This is a genomic window from Flagellimonas marinaquae (genome assembly GCF_023716465.1).
Lineage (GTDB): Bacteria > Bacteroidota > Bacteroidia > Flavobacteriales > Flavobacteriaceae > Flagellimonas > Flagellimonas alginolytica.
On sequence record NZ_CP092415.1, the window covers coordinates 1,028,712 to 1,052,677 of the forward strand.

General features: G+C 41.5%; 23 protein-coding genes. 17 read left to right on the forward strand and 6 right to left on the reverse strand.

Annotated elements, in window-relative coordinates:
• Nucleotides 1-4 precede the first annotated feature (4 nt).
• The 5 genes from MJO53_RS04685 to groL all read left to right on the forward strand — a co-directional run bounded on the left by MJO53_RS04685 (nucleotide 5) and on the right by groL (nucleotide 3,867).
• Nucleotides 5-532 carry an LptE family protein gene (locus tag MJO53_RS04685; protein ID WP_224836378.1) on the forward strand — a complete coding sequence of 176 codons (528 nt, stop codon included), beginning with the start codon at nucleotides 5-7 and terminating at the stop codon, nucleotides 530-532.
• Nucleotides 533-538: 6 nt separating this feature from the next.
• Entirely contained in the window at nucleotides 539-1,432 is an 894-nt protein-coding gene (locus MJO53_RS04690) for a hypothetical protein (RefSeq protein WP_224836377.1), read from the forward strand.
• Nucleotides 1,429-1,788: a preprotein translocase subunit SecG gene (secG, locus tag MJO53_RS04695; protein ID WP_224836376.1), complete on the forward strand. Its 360-nt coding sequence runs from the start codon at nucleotides 1,429-1,431 to the stop codon at nucleotides 1,786-1,788. Before MJO53_RS04690 ends, secG begins: the two co-directional genes overlap by 4 nt.
• 143 nt (nucleotides 1,789-1,931) lie before the next feature.
• On the forward strand, nucleotides 1,932-2,210 hold the full coding sequence (locus MJO53_RS04700; protein WP_119640084.1) for a co-chaperone GroES: 279 nt from the start codon (nucleotides 1,932-1,934) through the stop codon (nucleotides 2,208-2,210).
• A gap of 22 nt (nucleotides 2,211-2,232) precedes the next feature.
• Nucleotides 2,233-3,867 carry a chaperonin GroEL gene (gene groL, locus MJO53_RS04705; RefSeq protein ID WP_252080658.1) on the forward strand — a complete coding sequence of 545 codons (1,635 nt, stop codon included), beginning with the start codon at nucleotides 2,233-2,235 and terminating at the stop codon, nucleotides 3,865-3,867.
• Nucleotides 3,868-4,136: 269 nt separating this feature from the next.
• Here the strand turns inward: groL and MJO53_RS04710 are convergent, their stop codons facing one another.
• The 4 genes from MJO53_RS04710 to MJO53_RS04725 form a co-directional block, all read right to left on the reverse strand.
• A complete protein-coding gene (locus tag MJO53_RS04710) occupies nucleotides 4,137-4,850 on the reverse strand; it encodes a heavy-metal-associated domain-containing protein (protein WP_224836373.1) in 714 nt (237 codons plus the stop codon).
• Complete coding sequence (locus tag MJO53_RS04715) at nucleotides 4,850-5,221, reverse strand: heavy-metal-associated domain-containing protein (protein ID WP_224836372.1); 372 nt, start codon at nucleotides 5,219-5,221, stop codon at nucleotides 4,850-4,852. Before MJO53_RS04715 ends, MJO53_RS04710 begins: the two co-directional genes overlap by 1 nt.
• A gap of 18 nt (nucleotides 5,222-5,239) precedes the next feature.
• Nucleotides 5,240-7,474: a TonB-dependent receptor gene (locus tag MJO53_RS04720; protein WP_252080659.1), complete on the reverse strand. Its 2,235-nt coding sequence runs from the start codon at nucleotides 7,472-7,474 to the stop codon at nucleotides 5,240-5,242.
• Nucleotides 7,475-7,566: 92 nt separating this feature from the next.
• On the reverse strand, nucleotides 7,567-7,977 hold the full coding sequence (locus MJO53_RS04725; RefSeq protein ID WP_252080660.1) for an HYC_CC_PP family protein: 411 nt from the start codon (nucleotides 7,975-7,977) through the stop codon (nucleotides 7,567-7,569).
• A gap of 130 nt (nucleotides 7,978-8,107) precedes the next feature.
• Between MJO53_RS04725 and MJO53_RS04730 the strand changes: the two genes are divergently transcribed.
• From MJO53_RS04730 to rodA, 7 genes are all read left to right on the forward strand, one after another.
• Nucleotides 8,108-8,560 carry a GAF domain-containing protein gene (locus tag MJO53_RS04730; protein ID WP_252080661.1) on the forward strand — a complete coding sequence of 151 codons (453 nt, stop codon included), beginning with the start codon at nucleotides 8,108-8,110 and terminating at the stop codon, nucleotides 8,558-8,560.
• An 89-nt stretch (nucleotides 8,561-8,649) separates the two neighbouring features.
• Nucleotides 8,650-10,182 carry a bifunctional phosphoribosylaminoimidazolecarboxamide formyltransferase/IMP cyclohydrolase gene (gene purH, locus MJO53_RS04735; RefSeq protein WP_252080662.1) on the forward strand — a complete coding sequence of 511 codons (1,533 nt, stop codon included), beginning with the start codon at nucleotides 8,650-8,652 and terminating at the stop codon, nucleotides 10,180-10,182.
• A gap of 56 nt (nucleotides 10,183-10,238) precedes the next feature.
• Nucleotides 10,239-11,267 (forward strand): rod shape-determining protein, encoded by a 1,029-nt coding sequence (locus MJO53_RS04740; protein WP_224836367.1) that lies wholly within the window; start codon nucleotides 10,239-10,241, stop codon nucleotides 11,265-11,267.
• Nucleotides 11,268-11,328: 61 nt separating this feature from the next.
• A complete protein-coding gene (gene mreC / locus MJO53_RS04745) occupies nucleotides 11,329-12,144 on the forward strand; it encodes a rod shape-determining protein MreC (protein ID WP_252080663.1) in 816 nt (271 codons plus the stop codon).
• Complete coding sequence (locus MJO53_RS04750) at nucleotides 12,141-12,647, forward strand: rod shape-determining protein MreD (protein WP_252080664.1); 507 nt, start codon at nucleotides 12,141-12,143, stop codon at nucleotides 12,645-12,647. Before mreC ends, MJO53_RS04750 begins: the two co-directional genes overlap by 4 nt.
• A gap of 54 nt (nucleotides 12,648-12,701) precedes the next feature.
• On the forward strand, nucleotides 12,702-14,570 hold the full coding sequence (locus MJO53_RS04755; RefSeq protein ID WP_252080665.1) for a peptidoglycan D,D-transpeptidase FtsI family protein: 1,869 nt from the start codon (nucleotides 12,702-12,704) through the stop codon (nucleotides 14,568-14,570).
• Nucleotides 14,560-15,843 carry a rod shape-determining protein RodA gene (rodA, locus tag MJO53_RS04760; RefSeq protein ID WP_224836363.1) on the forward strand — a complete coding sequence of 428 codons (1,284 nt, stop codon included), beginning with the start codon at nucleotides 14,560-14,562 and terminating at the stop codon, nucleotides 15,841-15,843. Before MJO53_RS04755 ends, rodA begins: the two co-directional genes overlap by 11 nt.
• On the opposite strand, the gene MJO53_RS04765 is transcribed toward rodA, so the two are convergent.
• Together MJO53_RS04765 and MJO53_RS04770 are read right to left on the reverse strand one after the other, a co-directional pair.
• Nucleotides 15,840-16,640 (reverse strand): DNA/RNA non-specific endonuclease, encoded by an 801-nt coding sequence (locus MJO53_RS04765; RefSeq protein ID WP_252080666.1) that lies wholly within the window; start codon nucleotides 16,638-16,640, stop codon nucleotides 15,840-15,842. The two genes, rodA and MJO53_RS04765, sit on opposite strands and share 4 nt — an antisense overlap.
• A gap of 96 nt (nucleotides 16,641-16,736) precedes the next feature.
• Nucleotides 16,737-18,908 carry a carboxy terminal-processing peptidase gene (locus MJO53_RS04770; RefSeq protein WP_224836361.1) on the reverse strand — a complete coding sequence of 724 codons (2,172 nt, stop codon included), beginning with the start codon at nucleotides 18,906-18,908 and terminating at the stop codon, nucleotides 16,737-16,739.
• Nucleotides 18,909-19,108: 200 nt separating this feature from the next.
• Between MJO53_RS04770 and surE the strand changes: the two genes are divergently transcribed.
• The 5 genes from surE (at nucleotide 19,109) to MJO53_RS04795 (ending at nucleotide 23,965) form a co-directional block, all read left to right on the forward strand.
• The gene (gene surE, locus MJO53_RS04775; RefSeq protein WP_252080667.1) at nucleotides 19,109-19,888 is read left to right on the forward strand and encodes a 5'/3'-nucleotidase SurE; all 780 of its coding nucleotides are present in this window, start codon (nucleotides 19,109-19,111) and stop codon (nucleotides 19,886-19,888) included.
• Entirely contained in the window at nucleotides 19,878-20,165 is a 288-nt protein-coding gene (locus MJO53_RS04780; protein WP_224836359.1) for a hypothetical protein, read from the forward strand. The genes surE and MJO53_RS04780 overlap by 11 nt, the downstream gene beginning before the upstream one ends.
• A gap of 89 nt (nucleotides 20,166-20,254) precedes the next feature.
• Nucleotides 20,255-21,367: a lipid-A-disaccharide synthase gene (gene lpxB, locus MJO53_RS04785; RefSeq protein ID WP_252080668.1), complete on the forward strand. Its 1,113-nt coding sequence runs from the start codon at nucleotides 20,255-20,257 to the stop codon at nucleotides 21,365-21,367.
• A 33-nt stretch (nucleotides 21,368-21,400) separates the two neighbouring features.
• Nucleotides 21,401-21,946: a C40 family peptidase gene (locus tag MJO53_RS04790; RefSeq protein WP_252080669.1), complete on the forward strand. Its 546-nt coding sequence runs from the start codon at nucleotides 21,401-21,403 to the stop codon at nucleotides 21,944-21,946.
• Nucleotides 21,947-23,965: a ComEC/Rec2 family competence protein gene (locus MJO53_RS04795; protein WP_252080670.1), complete on the forward strand. Its 2,019-nt coding sequence runs from the start codon at nucleotides 21,947-21,949 to the stop codon at nucleotides 23,963-23,965.
• Nucleotide 23,966 lies beyond the last annotated feature (1 nt).

The window sequence follows — 23,966 nt, forward strand, 5'->3', positions numbered from 1 at the left end:
ATTCATGAAATTGATGCAAAAAAACGGAATTAAGTTTGCCATGCTGGGACTGGCATTTTTCTTGCAGAGTTGTGGTGCCTATAACTTTTCTGGAGCCGATATAGGTACCGCGCAAAGTTTCCAGGTCAACTTTTTCCAAAACTATGCTGACCAAACACCTGGCTCGGTGATCGTACCCGGACTGGGCAGGGATTTTACTTTGGCTCTACAGGATATGATCAACGATCTTACCAGTCTATCACTTACCGGAAGCAATGGTGATCTAATGTACGAAGGCGAAATAGTGGAATACAAGGTCGTTCCCATGACAGCGACAGCTGACCAACTAACAGCTCAAAACCGATTGACCATGAGCGTTAATGTCCGGTTTTACAATACCACCAAAGAAGATTCAGATTTTGAAAGACGGTTTTCCTTCTTTTACGATTTTGATGCCGCAGCCTCGCTGACCTCGGTACAGGCCGCAGCACACGAAGAAATTTTTGAACGACTAACCCAAGATATTTTTAATGCATCTTTGGGAAATTGGTAACACTTTATGAACGTTTCAGATTTTATACAAATTCTTCAAAATTCGAATACCATCCTGTCCCCAAAACAAACCAGGGAACTGGAGGATATTATTGAGGAATACCCCTATTTCCAAGCAGCACGGGCTTTGCACTTAAAAGGGCTTAAAAATCTGGACAGCTACAAGTATAACAGTGCATTAAAAGTAACCGCCGCCTATACCGCGGACAGGGACGTACTTTTTGATTATATAACCTCCAAAGAGTTTATCCAGAACAATATTGCCAATGCCATTGCCGGGCGCGGTTCCAAACTCGAAGACCAGGAAGCCGTCTCCGAGGAGATTGAGCCCAACCCGGATACGGTTAGCATGCTGACCGAATCCAATGAACCAGCACTTCCACAGAATATAAACGATGCCGAACAGATCCTGAACCCAGAACTCTTTAAATCGGTTGCGCCGCAAAAAGAGAAAAAAGAGGGCACCGAACCTGAAAAAGACACAGGTACCGATTTGCAATTGGGCAAACCTCTAACTTTTACCAAAAAAGAGAAACACTCCTTTACCGAGTGGCTCCAATTAACGTCGAATACGGAGGAAACCGAAGAAGTCCAAGCTGATGTTATGGAGGAACTGGAGCGTAAGAAAAAATTTGAGCTGTTGGACAAGTTTATAGAAAACAATCCAAAAATTGTCCCCAAGGAAACCAACCCAAAAGTCAACATAAAAGAGTCTACAAGAATTGATAAAAATGAATTGATGACGGAGACTTTGGCCAAGGTTTATTTGGAGCAAAAAAAGTACAAAAAGGCCATTCAAGCTTTTAAAATATTGAGTTTGAAATATCCAGAAAAAAGTGGTTTCTTTGCAGACCAAATTCAGGCGGTGAAGAAGCTGCAGAAAGAAAAAGATAAGAAATGAGCACGTTTACAATTTTTTTGGTACTGATTATTATCGTGTGCCTTTTGTTGGTCTTGGTCATTATGGTCCAGAATCCTAAAGGTGGAGGTTTGTCATCTTCTTTTGGCGGAAGTGGCAACCAAGTTGTTGGTGGTGTAAAAAAGACAGGCGACTTCTTGGACAAGAGTACTTGGACCTTGGCCACTTTGTTGATCGTTTTAATATTGCTTTCCAATGTTTCCTTAAAAGGAAGTTATAGTCAAGCAGATTCCAAACTACTTCAAGGGGACGATACCGAAATTCCCGAGACCATTCCAGAAGAAGTACCGGAACAAGTACCAGCAACTACTCCGAGTCCAACGGACACTATCGGGTAGTATAAGTGACAAAGCATAAAAAATGCCAGCTTGAAATGACAAGCTGGCATTTTTGTTTTACAGAATGTCAGTTTTTTTCCATTGGCACAATTTCTGTCTTTTAGATACCAGAATTTTTAAAACAAACATCTAAAATTTTAAATATGGCTAAAGTAAATATCAAACCATTGGCAGACAGGGTTTTGATCGAGCCTCTACAGGCCGAGACAAAAACTGCCTCCGGTATCATTATCCCGGACAACGCAAAGGAAAAACCACAAAAGGGAACCGTTGTGGCAGTTGGCCCCGGGACCAAGGACGAAAAAGTTACCGTTAAGGTAGGCGATACCGTTCTTTATGGAAAATATGCCGGTACCGAACTCAAGCTCGATGGCACCGACTATTTGATGATGCGCGAAAGCGATATTTTGGCAATTGTTTAATTAAAAAATCAACTAGAAAGAAATGGCAAAAGATATTAAGTTTGATATTGAAGCACGTGACGGACTTAAACGTGGCGTTGATAAATTGGCCGAGGCTGTAAAAGTAACCTTGGGGCCAAAAGGTAGAAACGTTATCATCAGTAAATCTTTTGGTGCGCCCCAAGTAACCAAAGATGGTGTTTCCGTAGCAAAAGAAATCGAATTGGAAGACGCCCTTGAAGACATGGGTGCACAAATGGTGAAGGAAGTTGCTTCCAAAACCAACGATCAAGCAGGTGACGGTACCACTACTGCAACGGTTTTGGCCCAAGCTATCGTAAAAGAAGGGCTAAAAAATGTTGCCGCTGGTGCCAACCCAATGGATTTGAAAAGAGGTATCGACAAAGCTGTTGAAGCCTTGGTGGCCGACCTAGAAAAACAAACCAAGGAAGTAGGCAACAACTCCGACAAGATCAAGCAAGTAGCTTCGATCTCTGCCAATAACGATGATACCATTGGTGATTTGATCGCCAAAGCATTCGGCAAAGTAGGCAAAGAAGGTGTGATCACCGTAGAGGAGGCCAAAGGTACCGACACCTACGTGGACGTAGTGGAAGGTATGCAGTTCGATAGAGGATACCTATCGCCATACTTTGTTACCGATACCGATAAAATGATCGCTGATCTGGAGAATCCTTACATCCTCCTTTTTGACAAGAAAATCTCCAACTTACAGGAAATTCTTCCCATTCTTGAACCCGTAGCACAATCCGGAAGACCACTCTTGATCATCGCCGAAGATGTTGAGGGCCAAGCCCTAGCCACTTTGGTAGTGAACAAATTGAGAGGTGGACTTAAAATTGCCGCTGTAAAGGCTCCCGGATTTGGAGACAGAAGAAAGGCCATGTTGGAAGATATTGCCATCTTGACCGGTGGTACGGTTATCTCAGAAGAAAGAGGTTTCTCTTTGGAAAATGCCTCGTTGGACATGTTGGGCACTGCCGAGACCGTAACCATTGACAAAGACAATACGACCATTGTAAACGGAAACGGAAACGCACAAGACATAAAAGCTAGAGTTGGACAGATCAAAGCCCAAATCGAGACCACTACGTCTGATTACGACAAAGAAAAACTGCAAGAACGTTTGGCCAAATTGGCCGGCGGTGTTGCCGTACTATACGTTGGTGCCGCTTCCGAAGTGGAAATGAAAGAGAAAAAAGACCGTGTGGACGATGCTCTACATGCCACACGTGCCGCCGTCGAGGAAGGAATTGTTGCCGGTGGTGGTGTTGCCCTGGTAAGAGCCAAAAAAGTGCTCGAAAAACTGGCAACCGATTCTTTGGACGAAACCACTGGTGTACAAATTGTAGCAAAAGCTATCGAAGCCCCACTACGTACCATTGTAGAGAACGCAGGTGGTGAAGGATCTGTGGTTATCTCCAAAGTATTGGAAGGCAAAAAAGATTACGGTTATGATGCCAAATCCGATCAATACGTGGATATGCTCAAAGCAGGAATCATCGATCCTAAAAAAGTAACCCGTATTGCCTTGGAGAACGCTGCATCTGTGGCCGGAATGATCTTGACCACCGAGTGTGCATTGACCGATATTAAGGAAGATGCCCCTGCAATGCCTCCAATGGGAGGTGGTGGCGGTATGCCCGGCATGATGTAAGATCATCAAACATCCCAATATAATAGTAACGCCCCGATGCAAATCGGGGCGTTTTTTTCTTGTTCAGATAAATAGCTCTCCGTGAGAGCCTAAACCAAGTTACTTCTTTTTACCAGTAGCTTGGGCAGTCTTCTTAGCAGCAGGCTTTATTGCTTTTGCTGGAGCTGACTTTCCATTTGACTTTGCTTGTTTCATCAGTCAATATATTAAAAACCGAAGTAAATGTATCTCAGTTTTGAATCCGCCGATCTTATTTGGCTAAACATTAACTAAAATTGAAGCAACATACTTACTGCCATCACCAACATTATAGCGTTTTCTATGAAAGTTGCCTCGGTCATGGGCAGGTTCAACGCGGTTCCCAAACACGCACAGCGGATACTTTTTTTATCCAACAAAGATTTGGTTACCCCATAGGTAGTGATTCCCAAAATTACAATGGTCAAAATCAAAGCAAGTGGTATTTGAACTCTCATTAAAAAAAGTAGTCCCAGTGCCAATTCCAAAAACGGATACATTTTTCCATAAAAAGGCACAGCCTTGGCCAATGGATCGTACATTCTAAAACTTTCCGGAAAACCTTTAAGATCCAAAAACTTAAAAAAACTGAATACAATATAAAACAAGCCCATAAAATCAAGCATGGCGTTATTGAAACTCCAATTCTGGTAATTCAACAAAATGGCCGCCGCGAACAAATACGCAAAAATCAAAAACAAGGGTCTTAATTGTTCCCATTTGGACTTTTCCATTGGTGCATCCATTGTTGTATGATTTTCCTCTTTGTCACCAATGGCATACTTATCGGAAAGGGCAGCTTCAAGTTTTTGCATTGAAACATGCCGGGACATGGTAATGGTTGCTTCCGCCTTCTCCAGGTCCACCTGCACATCCTGCACATCTTCCACTTTAGAAAGTTGTTCTTGTACGGAAGATGCACAGCCATTACAGGTCATTCCCTTTATGGAATACGTATGCTGCATTAGCGATGGTGTTTTTTGTGGGTTGAACTGTCGTCCGTATTATCTTCTCTGTATTTACAACAAGGATGTACCGCATCATAAGCTTCTTGAGTCGCTTTTAATTCTTTTGTATCATGACCCACGGCAGCAATGGCGGACTTTATTTTCATACTATTGGTTTTTCTTTCGTCCATTACCAACGACAATTGGTGGGAGGCCACATCCCAAGTTGCATATTTTACTCCGGATACGTCCAAAGCGGCCTTTTCGATGCGCATTTTGCACATTTCGCACTTTCCATCGACCTCGAATGTCATTTTCTTGTTTTTGTCCTGAGCAAATCCCACAACGGAGATGAGCATAATTACGAATACTGTGATTCCTTTTTTCATGGTATAATGTGTTACGAATTAAATTTTAAATCTAAAGCCCGTATAGAGCATTCGCCCAAAAATAGGGGCATAAACTATAGTGGTATCAAAATAATTGCCAAAAGGGTCATCTGCTCCCAAAACGGCATTGTACTGTCTAAAATTAGTTAAATTCTCACCTCCAACATAAATTTCGAACTTGTCCGAGAACACTTTGGTAATCTGGGCATTCATCAAACTATAACCATCGGCAAACTCTCCCAATCTATACTCCATTGGATTGGCCGCTGTACTTGGCAAACGTTGTTCCCCCAATAAATTAAAGGTATAATCGAACCGCCATTGCGAACCATTTTCCTTAGGCTGGGTATTGTACCCCACATTTGTAAAGAAACGATGCCTTGCCTGTAATGGTTTTTGCTGCAATCCTGTTTGGTACTCCGTTTTTACATCGTAGAACTTATACGCCGTTCGCACTTCCACATTGGGCAGCACCCTGTGGTTCAGCTCCACTTGCAAGCTGTTTGCGTAGCTATCACCATCTAGATTGGTAAATTTTACTTCCCTCGGATTCTCCCAATCCACCACAATTTGATTGTCGAAATCGGTTCTGTAAAAATCAACGCTGAAATCCCCAGGCCTATCGAACAATTTAAACTTTTGAATAAAGCTCAAACCATAATTAACCGCTTTTTCGGCATCAAAACCATAAATATCACCACCATTTCCATTTAACTGTATGGTTCTGGAAGAAGCGAACATTCTCTGGTTCTCGGCAAAAATATTGGCAGCACGCCTACCAATACCAAAGGAACCTCGAAAACTTCCATTTTCCCAAGGTGTGTAGCGCACATGAAGCCTAGGCGTGAAAAAATTTCCAAGTCTATTGTGCGTATCAAATCTTGCTCCTGCAGTAAGACTCAACTTGGCCAAATTGGTGTAACTATATTCAAAAAATGCCCCGGCAGAACGATCGGATCGCGCAAATACATTTCCATTCACCAATTCATCGTAACCATCATAAGCAAAAGAAACCCCTGTTTTAAATTTATGCTTTGTATTTCCTATGATGGAGTTGAACATTAGGTTGGAATAGATGCTTTCATGATCAATATCGTAGGTATTGAAACCATAATAAGAGTCTTGTGCATGATGACTATAGGACGCTTGGAAACCAAAACTCTGGAACGGCATTTCCGGAAACACATAGCCAAGTTTCACAGAACCATCAAAACGCTCTGTATCAATCTCGCTTCCCCATGCATTTGTGGTAAATTTATCCGTATCTGGATCAAACCCCGTTTGCCCTATCTGCTTTTCATCACTCAAATATCGGACATTGATAAAACTAACCCATCCCTTTTCCAAATCTTGATACTGCCAGCGGTTCATAATATTGATTTGATTGGATAAGGGATTGTCCAAAAAGCCATCATCGTTGTTATCTACCTCGGAATCCCTGCGATTACCATGAATGTACAATCCTGTACTCCATTTATCCGACAAGGTGGTGTTCAAATGTGTGTTCAGCTCCAACCTACCATTTAAATTAGCGTAACCATTCACAAAAATGGGAACATCGGTGAGTGGTTTTTGGAGCTCTGTATTGATTTGTCCCGAAATACTTTCATACCCGTTGACCACACTTCCGGCCCCTTTGGTTATTTGGATACTTTCCACCCAAGTTCCTGGTGTAAACGTAAGGCCAAAGGATTGGGATGCACCGCGCACCATAGGAATATTCTCCTGTGTGATCAACAAATAAGGGCTGGTTAGCCCCAACATTTGAATCTGCTTGGTACCTGTTAGCGCATCGTTGAAGTTGACATCGATAGCTGGATTTGTTTCGAAACTTTCCGAAAGATTACAGCAAGCCGCCTTTAAGAGTTCCGCGCTATTTACAGTAACTACATTTTGTGCGGAAAAGAAGGTTTTCTGCACGGCCTCCTTCTTTTGCTCTACCACGACTTCGTCCAGTGCATTCGAAGGCTTTAACCAGTGATGTATGCTTTTTGGACCGTTAACGGTCAAAGTGTCCGACTGAAAGCCCACAAAACTGATAACAAGCTTATTGTACTCTTTGGAATAAGGAATGGAAAAAGTACCATCCTCCAGGGTCATAGTCCCAATGGGAGAGCCCAGCCAGTATACATTGGCACCTGGGAGACCCAGATGTTTGTTTTCGGGATTGGCTTCCATTACCATACCCTGAACAGTGTCTTGGGCCTTAGCCATAAATGGAAGACAACATAAAATGATCAAATATTTTTTCATTAATTGGATTTAATTGAATTAGAACTAATTAAGCAACACATGTTGCGCCCGAATCAAAATTGAGACGGGTTAACGGTGGTAATTCAAAAAAATCAAATTAAAAAGACCTGATCAAGAACATGAATATCCCTGATCAAAATGGGTGGTGGGTATTTTTCGTTGGGAACAGGAAGTTTCTCCAACGGAACAAAAAGATCGATGTAAGACTGCGTAAATGCCACCAAAAATACCTGATGGTCCAAGTCAAGGTCGCTCCACGTCAATTTAAGATGATCTTGACCTTCTATGGTAAAGGATTCATCCTCACAACATGGGTTTTGGTAATCTTCTGAGTCTAAAGTGGCAATGGCAGATTCCATACCACAGTCCTCCGCATGGGCAAAAAAGGAAATGTCCATAACACGGCCCATACAAAGGTGCTTGTCCACCGTCCACGAGACTGTAGAAGCAAGAACCAAAACGGCCATGACCAAAGATATTATTTGTGAAAAAACCTTTTTCATCAATCAACAAAAATACAAATTCTAATTTTTACTTGGTTGTATTAACAAAAGTTTATCCCTTTTATAGAAGTAAGTTTATATTCCATTAACGGACCAATATACAATTGAATACATTTGCAAAAAAAATATCATGCTAACATCATTGGGGCCAAAAGTGCTTGAAATTATCCAAAACGGAGACAAAACCGTAGATAACCGACTAGAGGAGATATGCGAACTTTTACGGAGTAATGTGGACCATTACGATTGGGTAGGGTTTTATTTTAAGAATGGCGACAAGAGGGAACTAAAACTTGGACCTTATGCCGGTGCTCCCACAGACCACACTACAATCCCATTTGGAAAAGGTATTTGCGGACAAGTGGCAGAAAGTAACAAAAACTTTGTTGTACCCGATGTAGCCGCCCAGGACAACTACATTGCATGTAGCATAACCGTAAAATCGGAAATAGTTGTTCCTTTGTTTGTAAACGGGGAAAATGTAGGTCAGATCGATATTGACTCCAACACATTGGATCCATTTACTGCAGAGGACGAACACTTTTTGGAATTCATCAACGCCGAAGTGGCCAAAATTCTGTAAAACTTCCCAATTTTGTTGATAAACCATACTGTTTTTTAAGGCTAAATCGAGTACTTTTGCTTGCTTAAAAATCGATTTTTAAGACACTCATGAGCACCGCAAAAAAAGCCACCTCTGCATTGATTTCCGTATTCCATAAGGACGGATTGGAACCTATTGTAAAAAAATTGGATGAATTGGGAGTAACCCTATATTCTACCGGAGGAACCGAAAAGTTTATCCGTGATCTCGGTATCGATGTGGTACCCGTTGAAGATGTTACCAGTTACCCCTCAATTTTGGGAGGTCGCGTAAAAACATTGCACCCAAAGGTATTCGGCGGTATTTTGAACAGACAGGACAACGACAGTGATGTTTCACAAATGAAGGAATTTGACATTCCCCAATTGGACATTGTAATCGTAGACCTTTATCCTTTTGAAAAAACCGTTGCCAGTGGAGCATCGGAACAGGACATCATCGAAAAAATCGATATAGGCGGGATTTCCTTGATCAGGGCAGCCGCCAAAAACTTTAAAGATGTACTTTGTGTATCTTCCATGGAAGATTACGAAGACTTTTTACATGTAATCACCGAAGGCAAGGGAAATACCACTTTGGAAGACCGTAAACGCTTTGCGACCAAAGCTTTTAATGTTTCTTCGCATTACGATTCTGCTATCTTCAATTACTTCAACCAAGAAAAAGAAGAAACCGTACTGAAGATTAGCGAGACCAAAGGCCAGGTTTTGCGCTACGGCGAGAATCCCCACCAAAAAGGATATTTCTTTGGCGACTTTGACGCCATGTTCACCAAGTTGCACGGCAAGGAACTATCCTACAATAACCTTTTGGACGTGGATGCCGCGGTAAATTTAATGGGTGAATTTAAAAATGATGACCCCACTTTTGCCATTCTAAAGCACAACAATGCATGTGGTTTGGCCACAAGAAACACCATTAAACAGGCCTATGTGGATGCCTTGGCCGGCGACCCAGTTTCAGCTTTTGGCGGAATTTTAATCTCCAATGTGGAGATAGACTCAGCAACGGCAGAAGAAATCCACAAGCTATTCTGCGAAGTGGTTATTGCCCCAAGCTATTCCAATGAGGCCTTGGAGATTTTGAAAGGCAAGAAAAACAGGATTATTTTGATCCAAAACGAAATTGAATTGCCTGAAACTTTGGTAAGAACCTGTTTGAACGGCGTTTTGGTCCAGGATAAAGATTCCAAAACCGATACTAAAGAAGATCTGAATCCTGTTACCGACAAAAAACCCACTTCCGAAGAAATAGAGGATTTGATCTTTGCTTCCAAATTATGCAAACACACCAAGAGCAATACCATAGTTTTGGCCAAGAACAGGCAATTATGTGCCAGCGGTACGGGCCAAACCTCAAGAGTCGATGCTCTTAACCAAGCGATACACAAAGCAAAGTCCTTTGATTTTGATCTAGATGGTGCCGTAATGGCCAGCGATGCATTTTTTCCTTTCCCGGACTGTGTAGAGATTGCGGACAAAGCAGGCATTAAAAGTGTGATTCAACCTGGCGGCTCCATAAAGGATCAATTGAGCATTGATTACTGCAATGAAAACGGATTGGCGATGGTGATGACTGGTACTAGGCATTTTAAACATTAATTTTAGTACTTTAGCCGATAATTTTTTACCGTTAATCCGAAAAACAGACAATTTCTATGGGATTCTTTGATTTCATGACCGAGGAAATAGCTATTGACCTTGGTACTGCAAACACCCTGATCATCCATATGGACAAAGTGGTGGTCGATAGTCCTTCCATTGTAGCTAGGGACCGCGTATCAGGAAAAATAATCGCGGTTGGTCGCGAAGCCAATATGATGCAGGGAAAGACCCATGAGAACATCAAGACCATTCGGCCATTGAAAGACGGGGTAATTGCCGACTTCGACGCTTCGGAGAAGATGATGAACATGATGATCAAAAGCATTCCGGCCCTTAAGAAAAAATGGTTTCCACCGGCTCTTCGAATGGTTATCTGTATACCTTCCGGGATTACCGAAGTGGAAATGCGTGCAGTACGTGAATCCGCAGAACGTGTAAATGGAAAAGAGGTATACTTGATCCACGAGCCCATGGCTGCGGCCATAGGTATTGGACTGGACATAATGCAGCCCAAAGGAAATATGATAGTGGATATAGGCGGGGGTACTACGGAGATTGCCGTTATTGCCCTTGGAGGGATAGTTTGTGACAAGTCGGTAAAAATCGCCGGAGATGTGTTTACCAACGACATCATTTATTACATGCGTACCCAGCACAACCTATATGTTGGTGAAAGTACGGCAGAGGCCATAAAAATTGAAATTGGTTCCGCTACAGAGGACCTAAAGTCGCCGCCAGAGGATAAATCCATTCAAGGGCGTGACCTATTGACCGGTAAACCAAAACAAGTGCACGTTTCTTATAGGGAAATCGCCAAGGCGCTGGACAAAAGTATCCTTAGGGTAGAGGATGCGGTTATGGAAACCTTGTCCCAGACCCCACCAGAACTGGCAGCCGATATTTACAATACCGGAATTTATCTAGCAGGTGGCGGTTCCATGCTCCGAGGACTGGATAGAAGATTGTCCCAAAAAACAGATTTACCGGTATACATTGCCGAAGATCCCTTAAGGGCTGTGGTAAGAGGAACAGGAATTGCTCTCAAAAATATTGAACGATACAAAAGTATTTTAATAAAATAGGCCTGTTTTTAAAACAGTTCCATTATTTTAAAGGTATTCAACCTGAGTAACATACGATTGCATGCAACGCATCATCAATTTTGTACTACGCTATCGAAACGCATTTTTATATGCGTTTTTTGCGTTTATTTCTTTGGTGATGACCATTAGATCACATTCGTACCATCAATCCAAGTTTTTCAATTCATCCAAGTGGGTCACCGGCAGCATTTATGGAGCTGGTTCGGACGTTTCCTCCTATTTTAATCTGAAGGACGAAAATTCCAGACTGGTAGATGAAAACAGACGGTTGCGCAAGTTGTTGTTCAATTCGATCAGCGACACCATAACAGCATCTTTGGATTCGACCGAAATGCAACACGAAGTGCTCAGCGCCAAATTGATAAAGAACAGTTATATTTCCCCAAGAAACTATGTAACTATAGACAAGGGTGCTCGGGATGGGGTGCACCAGGACATGGGTGTCATCACAACCGATGGGATATTGGGCATTGTAGAAAATGTTTCCAATAAATTTGCAACAGTTCAAAGTGTATTGAACACAAAATCGAACATCAACGCAAAAATAAAGGGAACAGAATACTTTGGGTCACTGATCTGGGATGCCAAAGATTATACCGTGGTGCAGTTGGTAGATATTCCTCGATTGGTCCCTCTTGTTGTGGGGGACACTATTGTAACCGGAGGTATGTCGAGTATTTTTCCAGAGAACGTTCCTGTGGGTACCATAAAAAAATATGACCTTAACGATTCCAAGAGCTTTTACAATATTGATGTTGAACTCTTCAGCGACATGGCGAACATCAAAAATGTTTATCTGATCGAAAATAAGGACAAAGAAGAGATTCAAGAACTTGAGGCAAGAACCATAGAATGAACAATACGGTAATCATAAATATATTCAGATTTGTATTGTTGGTCCTAACACAGGTTCTCATTTTTAACAATCTGAATTTCTTGGGTTTTATCAACCCCATGGTGTACGTTATCTTCTTTTATTGGTACCCTATTAAAGTGAACAGGGCCGTGTTTATGCTCACTGCGTTTTTGTTGGGCCTAACAATCGATATTTTTTCTGACACCCTTGCCCTTAATGCTTTGGCCTCTACCACCGTAGCTTATTTAAGGCCGCCGGTTATGCGCTTTTGTTTTGGTATAAACTACGATTTTCAAAATTTCAGTTTTAAAAATACGACCAAGATCCAACGCATCACCTTTATGGCTTTAGTGGTACTGATCCATCATTTGATATACTTTTTCTTTGAAATTTTAAGTATTGCCCATATCCTGTTAATTTTGAAGAACGTTTTTGTGACAGGTGTTGTAACTTTAGTACTTTGTATACTGTTCAGTTCACTTTTTAGTCCAAGATCCGAATAAAACCGACTTTTTTTCCGTTGCATATATACAGAGCCAAAAAACATTAGGCAGTTCATGAAAAAGTTATTGTTATCATCCGTTGTTGTACTAATAGGATTCACCTTTATCGGTAGGCTTTCCTATTTGCAATTATTCCGGTTTTCACCCGATCAAATCTTGGATGACCCGGCAATCAAAAAAGTGTACGATTATCCCGAAAGAGGCTATATCTACGATCGGCACGGCAAACTATTGGTAGGAAACCAACCGGCTTATGATGTAATGGTGATTCCTCGAGAGGTTAAACCGTTGGATACTTTGGAATTTTGTGGCCTTTTGGGCATTGAGAAGGCCGAATTTATGTCCAAAATGGAAAAAGCAAGAATCTATTCTCCCAGATTGCCCTCTGTTTTGGTACCTCAATTATCCAAAGAGGATTATGCCAGGCTCCAAGAAAAAATGCGCCACTACACAGGTTTCTATATCCAAAAAAGATCACTGCGCTATTACAATACCAAAAGTGCGGCCAACGTACTCGGTTACATTAGCGAAGTTAACGAATGGGACCTAAAGAACAATCCTTATTATGTTGCCGGTGAATTAAAGGGTAGAACAGGTATCGAACAGCAGTACGAAGAAATATTGCGAGGTAGAAAAGGAGTAAAACATATTCAAAAGGACCGTTTTAACCGTGATATTGGCCCGTATAAGGAAGGTAAATTGGACACATTGCCAGAGCAGGGCAAAGAAATCCATATTACATTGGATAAGGTCCTACAAGAATATGGCGAAAAATTAATGCACGGCAAAAGAGGGGGAATTGTTGCCATTGAACCTAAATCCGGCGAGATTTTGGCCATGATCTCCGGCCCCACTTACGACCCCTCGCTTTTAGTGGGCAGAAAGCGTTCCAAAAACTATAGTAAACTGCACTACGACACCATATCCAAACCAACTTGGGACCGTTCCATATTGGCACAACCATCACCAGGATCACCATTTAAAACCCTAAATGCCCTTGTAGGATTGCAGGAAGGGGTTGTCGATGCCAATACCAAATTTCGATGTTATCATGGGTTTTATGTGGGCAATACTTTAAGAGGATGCCATTGTGGTGGCGGGGTAAGAGATATGAACTCCGGTATTTATCAATCCTGTAATGCATACTTTGCCGGTGTTTTCCGTAAAATATTCGATAAATACCAAACTACCGACGAGGGTATGGATGTTTGGGAAAAACACATGAAAAGTTTTGGACTTGGGAATTTTCTTGGCACCGATCTACCTACTGGTGCTCCTGGCCGAATACCCGATAAGGAATATTACGACAAATGGTACGGTGACGGCAGATGGGCGGCATCAACCATTATATCCAACTCTATTGGGCAAGGAGAAATTGCCGCAACGCCCTTACAGTTGGCCAACATGACGGCCGCCATTGCCAACCGCGGATATTTTTACACCCCTCACATTATTAAAAACATTGGAAACAACGGGGCCATTGACCCAAAATTTACAGAACCTCGGTACACTACCATAGATAGAAAACATTTTGAGCCGGTAATCGAAGGCATGAAAAACGTTTACAATTACGGAACGGCAAGATGGGTAAAAATTCCAGATATCGAAATAGCAGGTAAAACCGGTACCGTAGAAAATTTTATACGAGTTGATGGAGAAAGAATGCAGTTGACGGACCACTCTGTTTTTGTTGCCTTTGCCCCCGTGGAGAACCCTCAAATTGCCTTGGCCGTATATATCGAAAATGGTTACTATGGCTCTCGCTACGCAGGTCACATAGCTTCGCTGCTGATAGAAAAATACCTTAAAGGCGAGATAACACGAAAAGACCTGGAAAAGAGAATGTTGGAAAAAACGTTGGAACACGAATATGCCAAGCCATATAGTGGCGAACCTTTCAAGATAAACGAGTATGTCTGGTAAGGGTCTATTTGGACGTTTGGATTGGGTTACCGTAATTCTTTACGCTCTTTTGGTCTTGATCGGGTGGATCAATATTTATTCAACATCGGTCGGAGAATCGCACACCTCCATTTTTGATTTTTCCACGCTTTACGGCAAACAACTGTTTTTTATTGGCCTTGCCGCCTTGGGCATCATATTCGTGCTGTTTGTGGAGTCACATTTTTTTGAACGGTTTGCCTCAATTTTTTACATCGTATGCATTGTACTGCTATTGGGACTGTTCTTATTTGGCAAAACCATTGCCGGAGCCACATCCTGGTACGATCTTGGTTTTTTTAATCTGCAACCGTCCGAGTTGGCCAAAGTGGGCACATCGTTGGCCCTTGCCAAATTTTTAAGCGATATACAGACCGATATACGAACGGGCAAGCATCAAATATATGCGTTGATCATTATTCTTTTGCCCGCAATTTTAATCTTGCCGCAACCAGACCCCGGTAGTTCCCTAATCTATTTTTCACTGTTCTTTGTCCTGTTCAGGGAAGGTTTCCCAATTTACTATTTAGGTATATTAATTTTTGCCGTGGTGCTTTTTGCCACTACATTAATGTTCGGTACGGTTTGGGTCGCCATTGGCCTGATCATACTTACCTTGCTCATCTACACCTTTAAAAAGGCATCTGTAAAAATTCCAATATTGCCCGTGGTGGGCGTTATTGCGGTTTCCATATTGTTTTCCCTCTCGGTAAACTTTGTTTTTGAAAATGTTTTTGAACAGCGCCACAGGGATCGATTTGCCCTATGGTTGAGCTTGGAAAAAGATGAGGACAAACTGGACGAAATCCGAAAGACCATTGGCTACAATACCTATCAGTCGGAAAAAGCCATCGAATCTGGTGGTTTTACCGGAAAAGGATTTTTGGAGGGCACCCGAACCAAGGGCGACTTTGTTCCCGAACAACATACCGATTACATTTTTAGTTCGGTTGGCGAAGAATGGGGTTTTTTGGGCACTACAGCGGTTATCTTGTTGTTCTCCCTATTTTTTTTACGCTTGATCTACATTGCGGAGCGACAAAAAAGTGATTTTAGCCGGATGTATGGCTATGGGGTAATTTCCATTTTGGTGTTTCACTACTTTATAAATATTGGTATGGTCATAGGGCTTTTGCCAACCATTGGGGTACCATTGCCCTTTTTTAGCTATGGCGGTTCTGGTTTAATATTTTTTACCATGCTACTGTTCATATTTCTAAAGCTTGATTCCAACCGTTTAAAGGACGGGATTTAAAGTTTCCATTGCCCTGCATCTCCTATTGTAGCTTCCATTTTTTGTTGCCAATCTTTTGATTGCCCATGAAAAAAATCGATTCCGGTTTTTGCTTCAATCTCATCAATGGATATTATAAATTGTTGAAGTGGTTTTTTGGTTTCTTTGGCTGGGATCAAAAAAGCGATCGGTTCCATTTTTCCTTTATTGGACCTGACCACGATTTTATAAAATGTACGTGGCACATCCACATCCTCATCCCCAATTTGGGGAAGATCATTTTGGAGAACACCGCCCGTAATCACCATCAAATCGCCATATTTTTTACACCAATAGCGTACTTTCTGCTCTAATCGGTTCCATATGCCCGCATTAAAATACTTGTCCTGCGGACTAATATTGCTCGTGTAAAAAGTTTCGTTGTAGGCCTGTTCAGAAAAACGCCTGTCCCCTGCCGGACACAAATGCCCCCTATCGTAACCAGAACCTTTATAGTTTCGCCAATCCGCAGATTTGGATGTTACTTTGGGGTCCTCTATAAAATATGGCCGCTTTCTCTCATCATAGGTGAGGTGTTCTTTTTTTAAGGTATAGGCTACCCATTCCGCTTGTTCATGAGGTTCACTATAAGAAAGGGCATAATACGCATGCTGTACCACTTCGCCCATGGTTGAACTTGGCAATAAGTCGGATTCCAAAGTAATCTTTGGCGTTTCATCGGGAGGGGAATATGTTGCAGGGGTATAAAAATTATCGAATAGCCAAAATCCTATGACACATGCCGATATCAAAATGGCATATATAGTTCTATCCTTCATAAAGGTTAGTTATGATTTAAATTTTGACATCAAAAATGCATAAAAAAAACCAACTCAAATGAGTTGGTCTTCTAAATAATTTGAAACTGATCGGGCCTATCCTTTAACGCTGGCCAATTTTGTTTCTTCTTTTTTAATATTGTTTTGATGAAGATCTTTCAGCACATTGACTGCTTCCTCAACATAGATATCACGTGCCAAATCCTTGTGCCATCTATCCCTTTTCTCACGTAATACGGAGTCTTGGGTAAACAACTCTGTCTCGTATTGCAAAGAGCCAAAGGACAGTTTTGAATCATAGTCCTTTAAGCTTTTAAAACGTTCTGAGCGTTTCTTGGCCTCTTGTTCCTTCCCTACGTAAGCGTCGTATTTGAGTGAGATCAAATTTTCATCCTGTTGCTCTTTTAACCACTTGGCGTTTTCTTCTATCAACTTGATCTGCTCATTTTTGGCCATACGTTCTTTACTGTTCTTTACTGCTTGGTCCAAGTCGATGTAACCGTCCCATATCTTGTAATCGGCAGGTGTGATTTTATCCCAGCCCAATGGATTTTGCTGATCGCGCTCGCCCAGATCGATATAGCTATATCTGTCCGGAACAACAATGTCACTTTTTACACCTTCCAATTGGGTAGACCCTCCATTGATCCTATAGAATTTTTGGGTGGTCAATTTTATGGCACCTAAATCACCATGTTCGTTACCTCTAACAATTGGGTCCAAAGGAATAACGTTTTGAACAGTTCCTTTACCAAAAGTTTGTTTGCTGCCGATCACCACGGCCCTTTTGTAGTCCTGCATGGCCGCTGCCAATATTTCGGATGCCGATGCGGAAAGTTCGTTAACCAGAATTACTAAAGGACCATCCCATTGAATGCGCTCGTCCTTATCCTCATGCACTTCTTTTCTTTGTCCAGAGGAACGTACTTGCACAATTGGACCGTCTTTAATGAACAATCCTGCCATTTCTACAACGGTTTTTAGGGATCCACCCCCATTGTCCCGTAAATCCAAAATAATTCCTTCTGCACCTGCTTCTTTTAAACGTTCCAATTCCTTGGCTACATCGGTAGCTGCATTTCGTTCGGAATAGTCATCGAAATCCACATAAAATTTAGGTAGATTGATTAGACCGTACTTTTGGTTGCCGGCATCAATTGTGGCGGATTTTGCATAGGACTCCTCCAACTCTACCACATCTCTTGTAATGGACACCGTTTCAATAGTTCCATCTACTTTTCTTACGGTAAGTTCAACTATGGTGCCTTTGGGGCCTTTGATCAATTTTATGGCATCGTCCAGTCGCATACCAACTATATCTATAGGTTCTTCTCCTTTTTGACCAACCTTTAAGATCTGATCTCCCACCTCTAAACTCTGGTCTCTCCAAACCGGACCACCGGAAATAATCTCTACAATTTTGGCTCCTTCGGGTTTTTTCTGCAATCTGGCCCCTATACCTTCAAACTTTCCAGACATACCTATATCGAACTTCTCCTTTTCTTCTGGAGCAAAATAGAATGTATGGGGGTCAAATTCCTCTACGATCGTATTCAAATATTGTACAAACCAGTCCTTGCGCTCAAGATCATCCACAAAATCAAAAAACTCGTCCAAAGTATTCTTAGTAACTTCTCTCGCTTCTTCTTCAACCGCTACTTTGTCCACCGTACCTGGTATGTCGTTGAAAGATAACACCGGTTTTGCATCGGTACTGGCAACATCGTTGGCATCGTTGATCAAGTTGTCTATTTTGTTGTCGAATATATTTAAGGTGTTGTACTTTAATTGTTTTCTCCAACGTTCTTTGAGTTCTTTTTTGCTCGAGGCAAACTCTTGTTTATCGTAGTCGATTTCTATGGTTTCGTCAATGGTGTAATCGAATGGTTCGGAAAGCACCTCGTTGTAAATTTCCTTGGCTTCTTCCATTCGAACCATTAACCGTTGATAAACGGCATTAAAAAAGGTAATGTCGGTATTTCTGATCTCATCATCGATCATAAACCGATATTTTTCAAATTCGCGCAAGTCGCTCTGAAGAAAATATCTCTTGGTAGGATCTACGATGTCGATAAAATCATCAAAAACGTTGGAACTAAAATTATCGTTGATGTCCTTGGGCTCATAATGTCCTTTTTCCAATACATAGGAAATCAATTCCAATAAAAATTTATCCTTATCATCATTTTCAAAAGACTTATTGGTAAAACTACAGGAGGCTACTGCCACAAGGATAACCAAAAGTGCTAAGATGAAGTTCTTTTTCATAAATATGTTTTTTTTGAGGGAAACCATTTGACCTCATACTGCCAAATCTTCACAATGTCTTCCTTCGTTCTACTTGTATGAATTCTCTAAGATACAGAAAAAACCGTGCCAGTCCTTTCTGCTGAATTTAATTTTTTGTTAAACGACCAGAGCTTCATATCCTTATGAAAAACGTATTTTTATGCCTTTAATTATGCCATATGGAAAAACCGTTGATTCTTGTAACCAATGATGATGGAATTACAGCGCCTGGGCTCAGGGCATTGATACGCACCATGAAACAACTTGGTGACGTGGTCGTTGTTGCCCCGGACAGCCCTCAAAGCGGCATGGGGCATGCGATTACCGTTGACAGCACCCTGTTTTCCAAAAAGGTGGTAGTTGATCATAAAGAAGGTGCTCCAAGTGAGTACAGCTGCAGCGGGACTCCAGCAGACTGTGTAAAATTGGCGCTTCGGGTAATTTTGGACCGTAAGCCCGATATTTGTGTGAGCGGAATCAACCATGGATCCAATTCATCTATCAATGTTATTTATTCAGGAACAATGAGCGCTGCCATTGAGGCAGGTATTGAAGGTATTCCGGCCATTGGTTTCTCCCTGTGCGACTATTCTTGGAACGCTAATTTTGAACCAGCGCTCGATTGTGTAAAAAATATTGTCTCCGAGGCATTGACCAATGGAATTCCAAAAGGAACCGTATTGAACGTGAACATTCCAAAATCGGAAAATCCGCCTAAAGGCATTCGGATTTGCCGACAAGCACGAGGCAATTGGAAAGAGGAATTTGATAAAAGAACAAGTCCATCGGGCAAGGATTATTATTGGCTTACGGGCGAATTTGAGCTCCTGGACAAGGGTGAGGACACCGACGAATGGGCCTTGGCACAGGGTTATATTTCCGTAGTGCCAACACAATTCGACCTTACAGCGCACCACGCCATACCACAAATAAACAACTGGAATTTAAATGAACAATAAAAAAGAGATCATCATCGGATTTATAGTCGGGCTCATTGCAAACACATTTGGCACCCTGCTCTATATCCTATTATTTTCTGATTTAAGTGTTGGGGAAACCATCAATGCCGCCATAAGTCAAGGCCATATTGGCAGTTTGTTGGCACTGGGCGCTGTTTTAAACCTTGTTGCTTTTTTTGCCTTTTTGCGCATTAAGAGGGACCAACGGGCCAAAGGAGTAATGTTGGCCACTCTGGTTACCGCCCTGATCATATTAATGTACAAAGTTATGGGCTAGGTAAACACAGAACTCTTTTATATACAACCCAAACTAATCGATATTAATTTTTGATTTTTGCCTTTAGTTTTTGAATTTGATCCTTACCAATGAAATATTATATCATAGCTGGTGAAGCATCCGGGGATCTACATGGTTCCAATTTAATAAAAGCCTTAAAAAAAGAAGATACCTCGGCACAGATTCGATGTTGGGGAGGTGATTTAATGCAACAAGAGGGTGGAGAATTGGCCAAGCACTACAAGGACATGGCCTTTATGGGGTTTTTGGAAGTAATCAAAAACATCCCTGCCATTTTTAAAAATATTGCCTATTGTAAAGAGGATATTCAGAATTTTGATCCAGATGTGATCATATTTATCGATTTCTCGGGCTTTAACCTACGAATAGCAAAATGGGCCAAAGCTGAAGGATATAAAACCAACTACTATATTTCGCCTCAAATTTGGGCTTCTAGAGAAGGTAGGATCAAAAAAATAAAGCGGGATATTGACCAGATGTACGTAATCCTTCCTTTTGAAAAAGAGTTTTACGAGAAAAAACATGGATATCCCGTACAATTTGTCGGCCACCCTTTGATCGATGCCATTGAGAACACCCCGTTACAGGACAATCAAACGTTTAGAGAAGAAAACGGATTAGATCCCAAAAAACCGATAATCGCCTTGCTACCGGGAAGCAGAAAACAAGAGGTCCAAAAAATGTTGAACGTTATGCTTTCGGTAAAAAAGGATTTTAATCAATATCAATTCGTGATTGCGGGGGCACCAAGTCTTTCCAACGATTTCTACGCTCCTTTTTTAGAAGGTGACGAAGTACAGTTCGTTTCCAACAAGACCTACACGCTTTTAAAGCACTCACATGCCGCCATGGTCACTAGCGGAACGGCTACATTGGAAACTGCGCTTTTTGGGATACCTCAAGTGGTATGCTACAAAGGAAACTGGATCTCCTATCAAATTGCCAAACGTATTATTACCCTCGATTACATTTCTTTGGTAAACCTAATTATGAAAAAGGAAGTGGTCAAAGAACTGATTCAGAATGAACTGACCACAAAAAACTTAAAAAAAGAGCTTTCAAAAATTGTGAATGGACCTGATCGCGACCGTATATTATCCGATTATAAACTGCTAAAAGAAAAGTTGGGCGGTAAAGGTGCCAGTAAATTGGCTGCACAATTAATTGTGAAAAATGTGTAGTTTTATATTCCAAGAAAGTAAATCTACTCTTGGATGTTACGTAAAACCATAATCTTACTATTGTTTTTTGCCATAATGGCTTGTGGCCCGGGCAAAAAACGAAGAACCTACAGCAAGACCCGAACCGTTACGGTAGAGGGGTCCAACACCGACACTTCCCCTAAACCAAAATCCAAAAAGGAGGGGCGTAAAAATGCAAAGGCAAACAGAATTATTTCCACGGCGCTAACATATTCGGGCACTCGTTACAAATACGGGGGCACCACCAAAAAGGGCATGGACTGCTCTGGCTTGGTCTATGTCTCCTTAAAGGAAAACGACATTATGTTTCCCAGAACATCGTATCAAATGGCCCTGGAAGGAGAAAAAATACAAATTGCCCGTGTGGAAAAAGGAGATCTGCTCTTTTTTAAAACAAGTAAAACGGGCAAGCGCATCAACCATGTTGGGCTTGTGGTAGATGTAAAGGGCAACGACATTAAGTTTATCCACGCCACAACCTCACGCGGCGTGCTGGTATCCTCGTTACGGGAGGGATACTGGAACAGTGCCTTTGTAAAGGCCATGCGCATCCTATAAGTGCAACAACTTAACTTTATATCCGTAAAACTCACATTGTGGGTTGTACTGGGTATTATTTTTGGTTTTTATATTGATGTAAACTCCTTTTTATTGCTCATTGCGCTATCCGTATTGCCCATTGGCCTTTTCTGGGCAAGAGCAAAGCAAAAACGCAATGGACTCCCGTTTTTTGAGGCGCTTACATTTTTAACCTCTTTTTGTTTAGGAATTTGGGTCGTTGGAATTTCAATGGGCAAGGGCATGCCCCACCATTACTCCAAAAAGGATGTTACGAAGGAAAAAGTATGGCACCTAAAAGTAAGGGAAGTGCTCAAACCCAATACCTTTTCCCACAATTATATCGCCCAAATCATTGCTTCGGACAACGAACAAACAACCGGCACCATACTTTTCGGTTTATCTGTAGACTCACTAACTAAGCAGTTGCAGGTTGATGATGAGTTTTTGATCCATGCCAAACCAAGGTCAATCCGACCTCCATTGAATCCCCATCAATTCGATTACAAAAGCTATCTAGAAAAGCAAGGGATCGTACATTTCATCAAAAGCAACTATAGCTCCATTATAAAAAAAGAGAACGCTCCAAAAACCTGGGTCGGCAGAGCAGCCAACTTTAGGGAAAAAATTATATCCAAATTAAAAAAATACGACTTTGGACTAGAGGAATCGGGGGTTATCCAAGCATTGCTTTTGGGAAAACGGGACGACATTTCCGAGAACACCTACGATAATTACAAAAACGCAGGAGCAGTTCATATCTTGGCCGTATCCGGGCTCCATGTTGGTATATTTCTCTTTTTATTGGAATTTTTGCTTTCGCCTTTGGAGCGTTTACCTAAAGGTAAGACCGTAAAACTTTTACTTATAGTTTTGTTGCTATGGTCCTATGCTTTTGTTGCAGGGCTCTCTCCTTCCATTGTCAGGGCTGTTTCCATGTTTTCTTTTGTAGCGTATGCGATGTATCTAAATCGTCCTACCAATTCCTTTAACATTATTGCGCTATCCATGTTGTTCATTCTTTTGGTCAAGCCCTTGTTTTTATTTCAGGTAGGCTTTCAAATGAGCTATGCCGCTGTTTTCTCCATTGTTTGGATCTACCCAAAATTGCAAAAGTTTTGGTTCCCTGAAAATATCCTGGTCCGCAAAATATGGCAATTATTATCGGTAAGTGTTGCTGCCCAATTGGGTGTTTTGCCTATCAGTTTGTTTTATTTCCATCAGTTTCCGGCCTTATTTTTTGTTACCAACTTACTTGTTGTTCCTTTTCTGGGTTTGATTTTGGGCTTTGGTATCCTAGTCATCTTTTTAGCTTTGATAGACTTCTTGCCCAATATTATCGCCAAAGGTTTTGATTGGATCATCCGCTTGATGAATGCCACCGTCGGATGGGTGGCAAAACAAGAGAGTTTTATTATTAAAAACATTCCTTTCGATTCTTTTCAACTCATTTGGGGATACTTGATCATTACTGCTCTTGTGTTGTTTTTATCCAAACCCAAATGGAAAACCATGGCTGTTTTTTTCAGTGGGCTTATCATTTTTCAAGTATGGGGCATTTATAAACAGGTCGAGTTACATCAGAAGGAAACAATAACCTTGGCACATCGCTCCAGAAACACGGTTTTACTGCATCAATTAGGAGATTCACTCGTTATTATCGCTTCGGACACTTTCAATATTGGAAATATAGCGACGGACTATTCCTTAGCAGAGCGGATTCAAAAAATGAGTGCCGTTCAGCTCAAGAACAGTTATCGAATTGGCTCTAAAAGATTGTTCGTGGTGGACAGTCTCACCGTACTGCCCATTAAAGCAAGGCCAGAGTATCTTTTGTTGACTCAATCATCAAAAATTAACCTGGAACGGGTTCTGGACTCTGTACAACCCAAAAAAATTTTTATGGACGGGAGCAACTACCCAAGCTTGATAAAAAAATGGAAAGCGACTTGTGCACAAAAAGAAATCCCTTTTCACCACACGGGGGAAAAGGGATTTTATACGTTTAAGCTCAATTAAA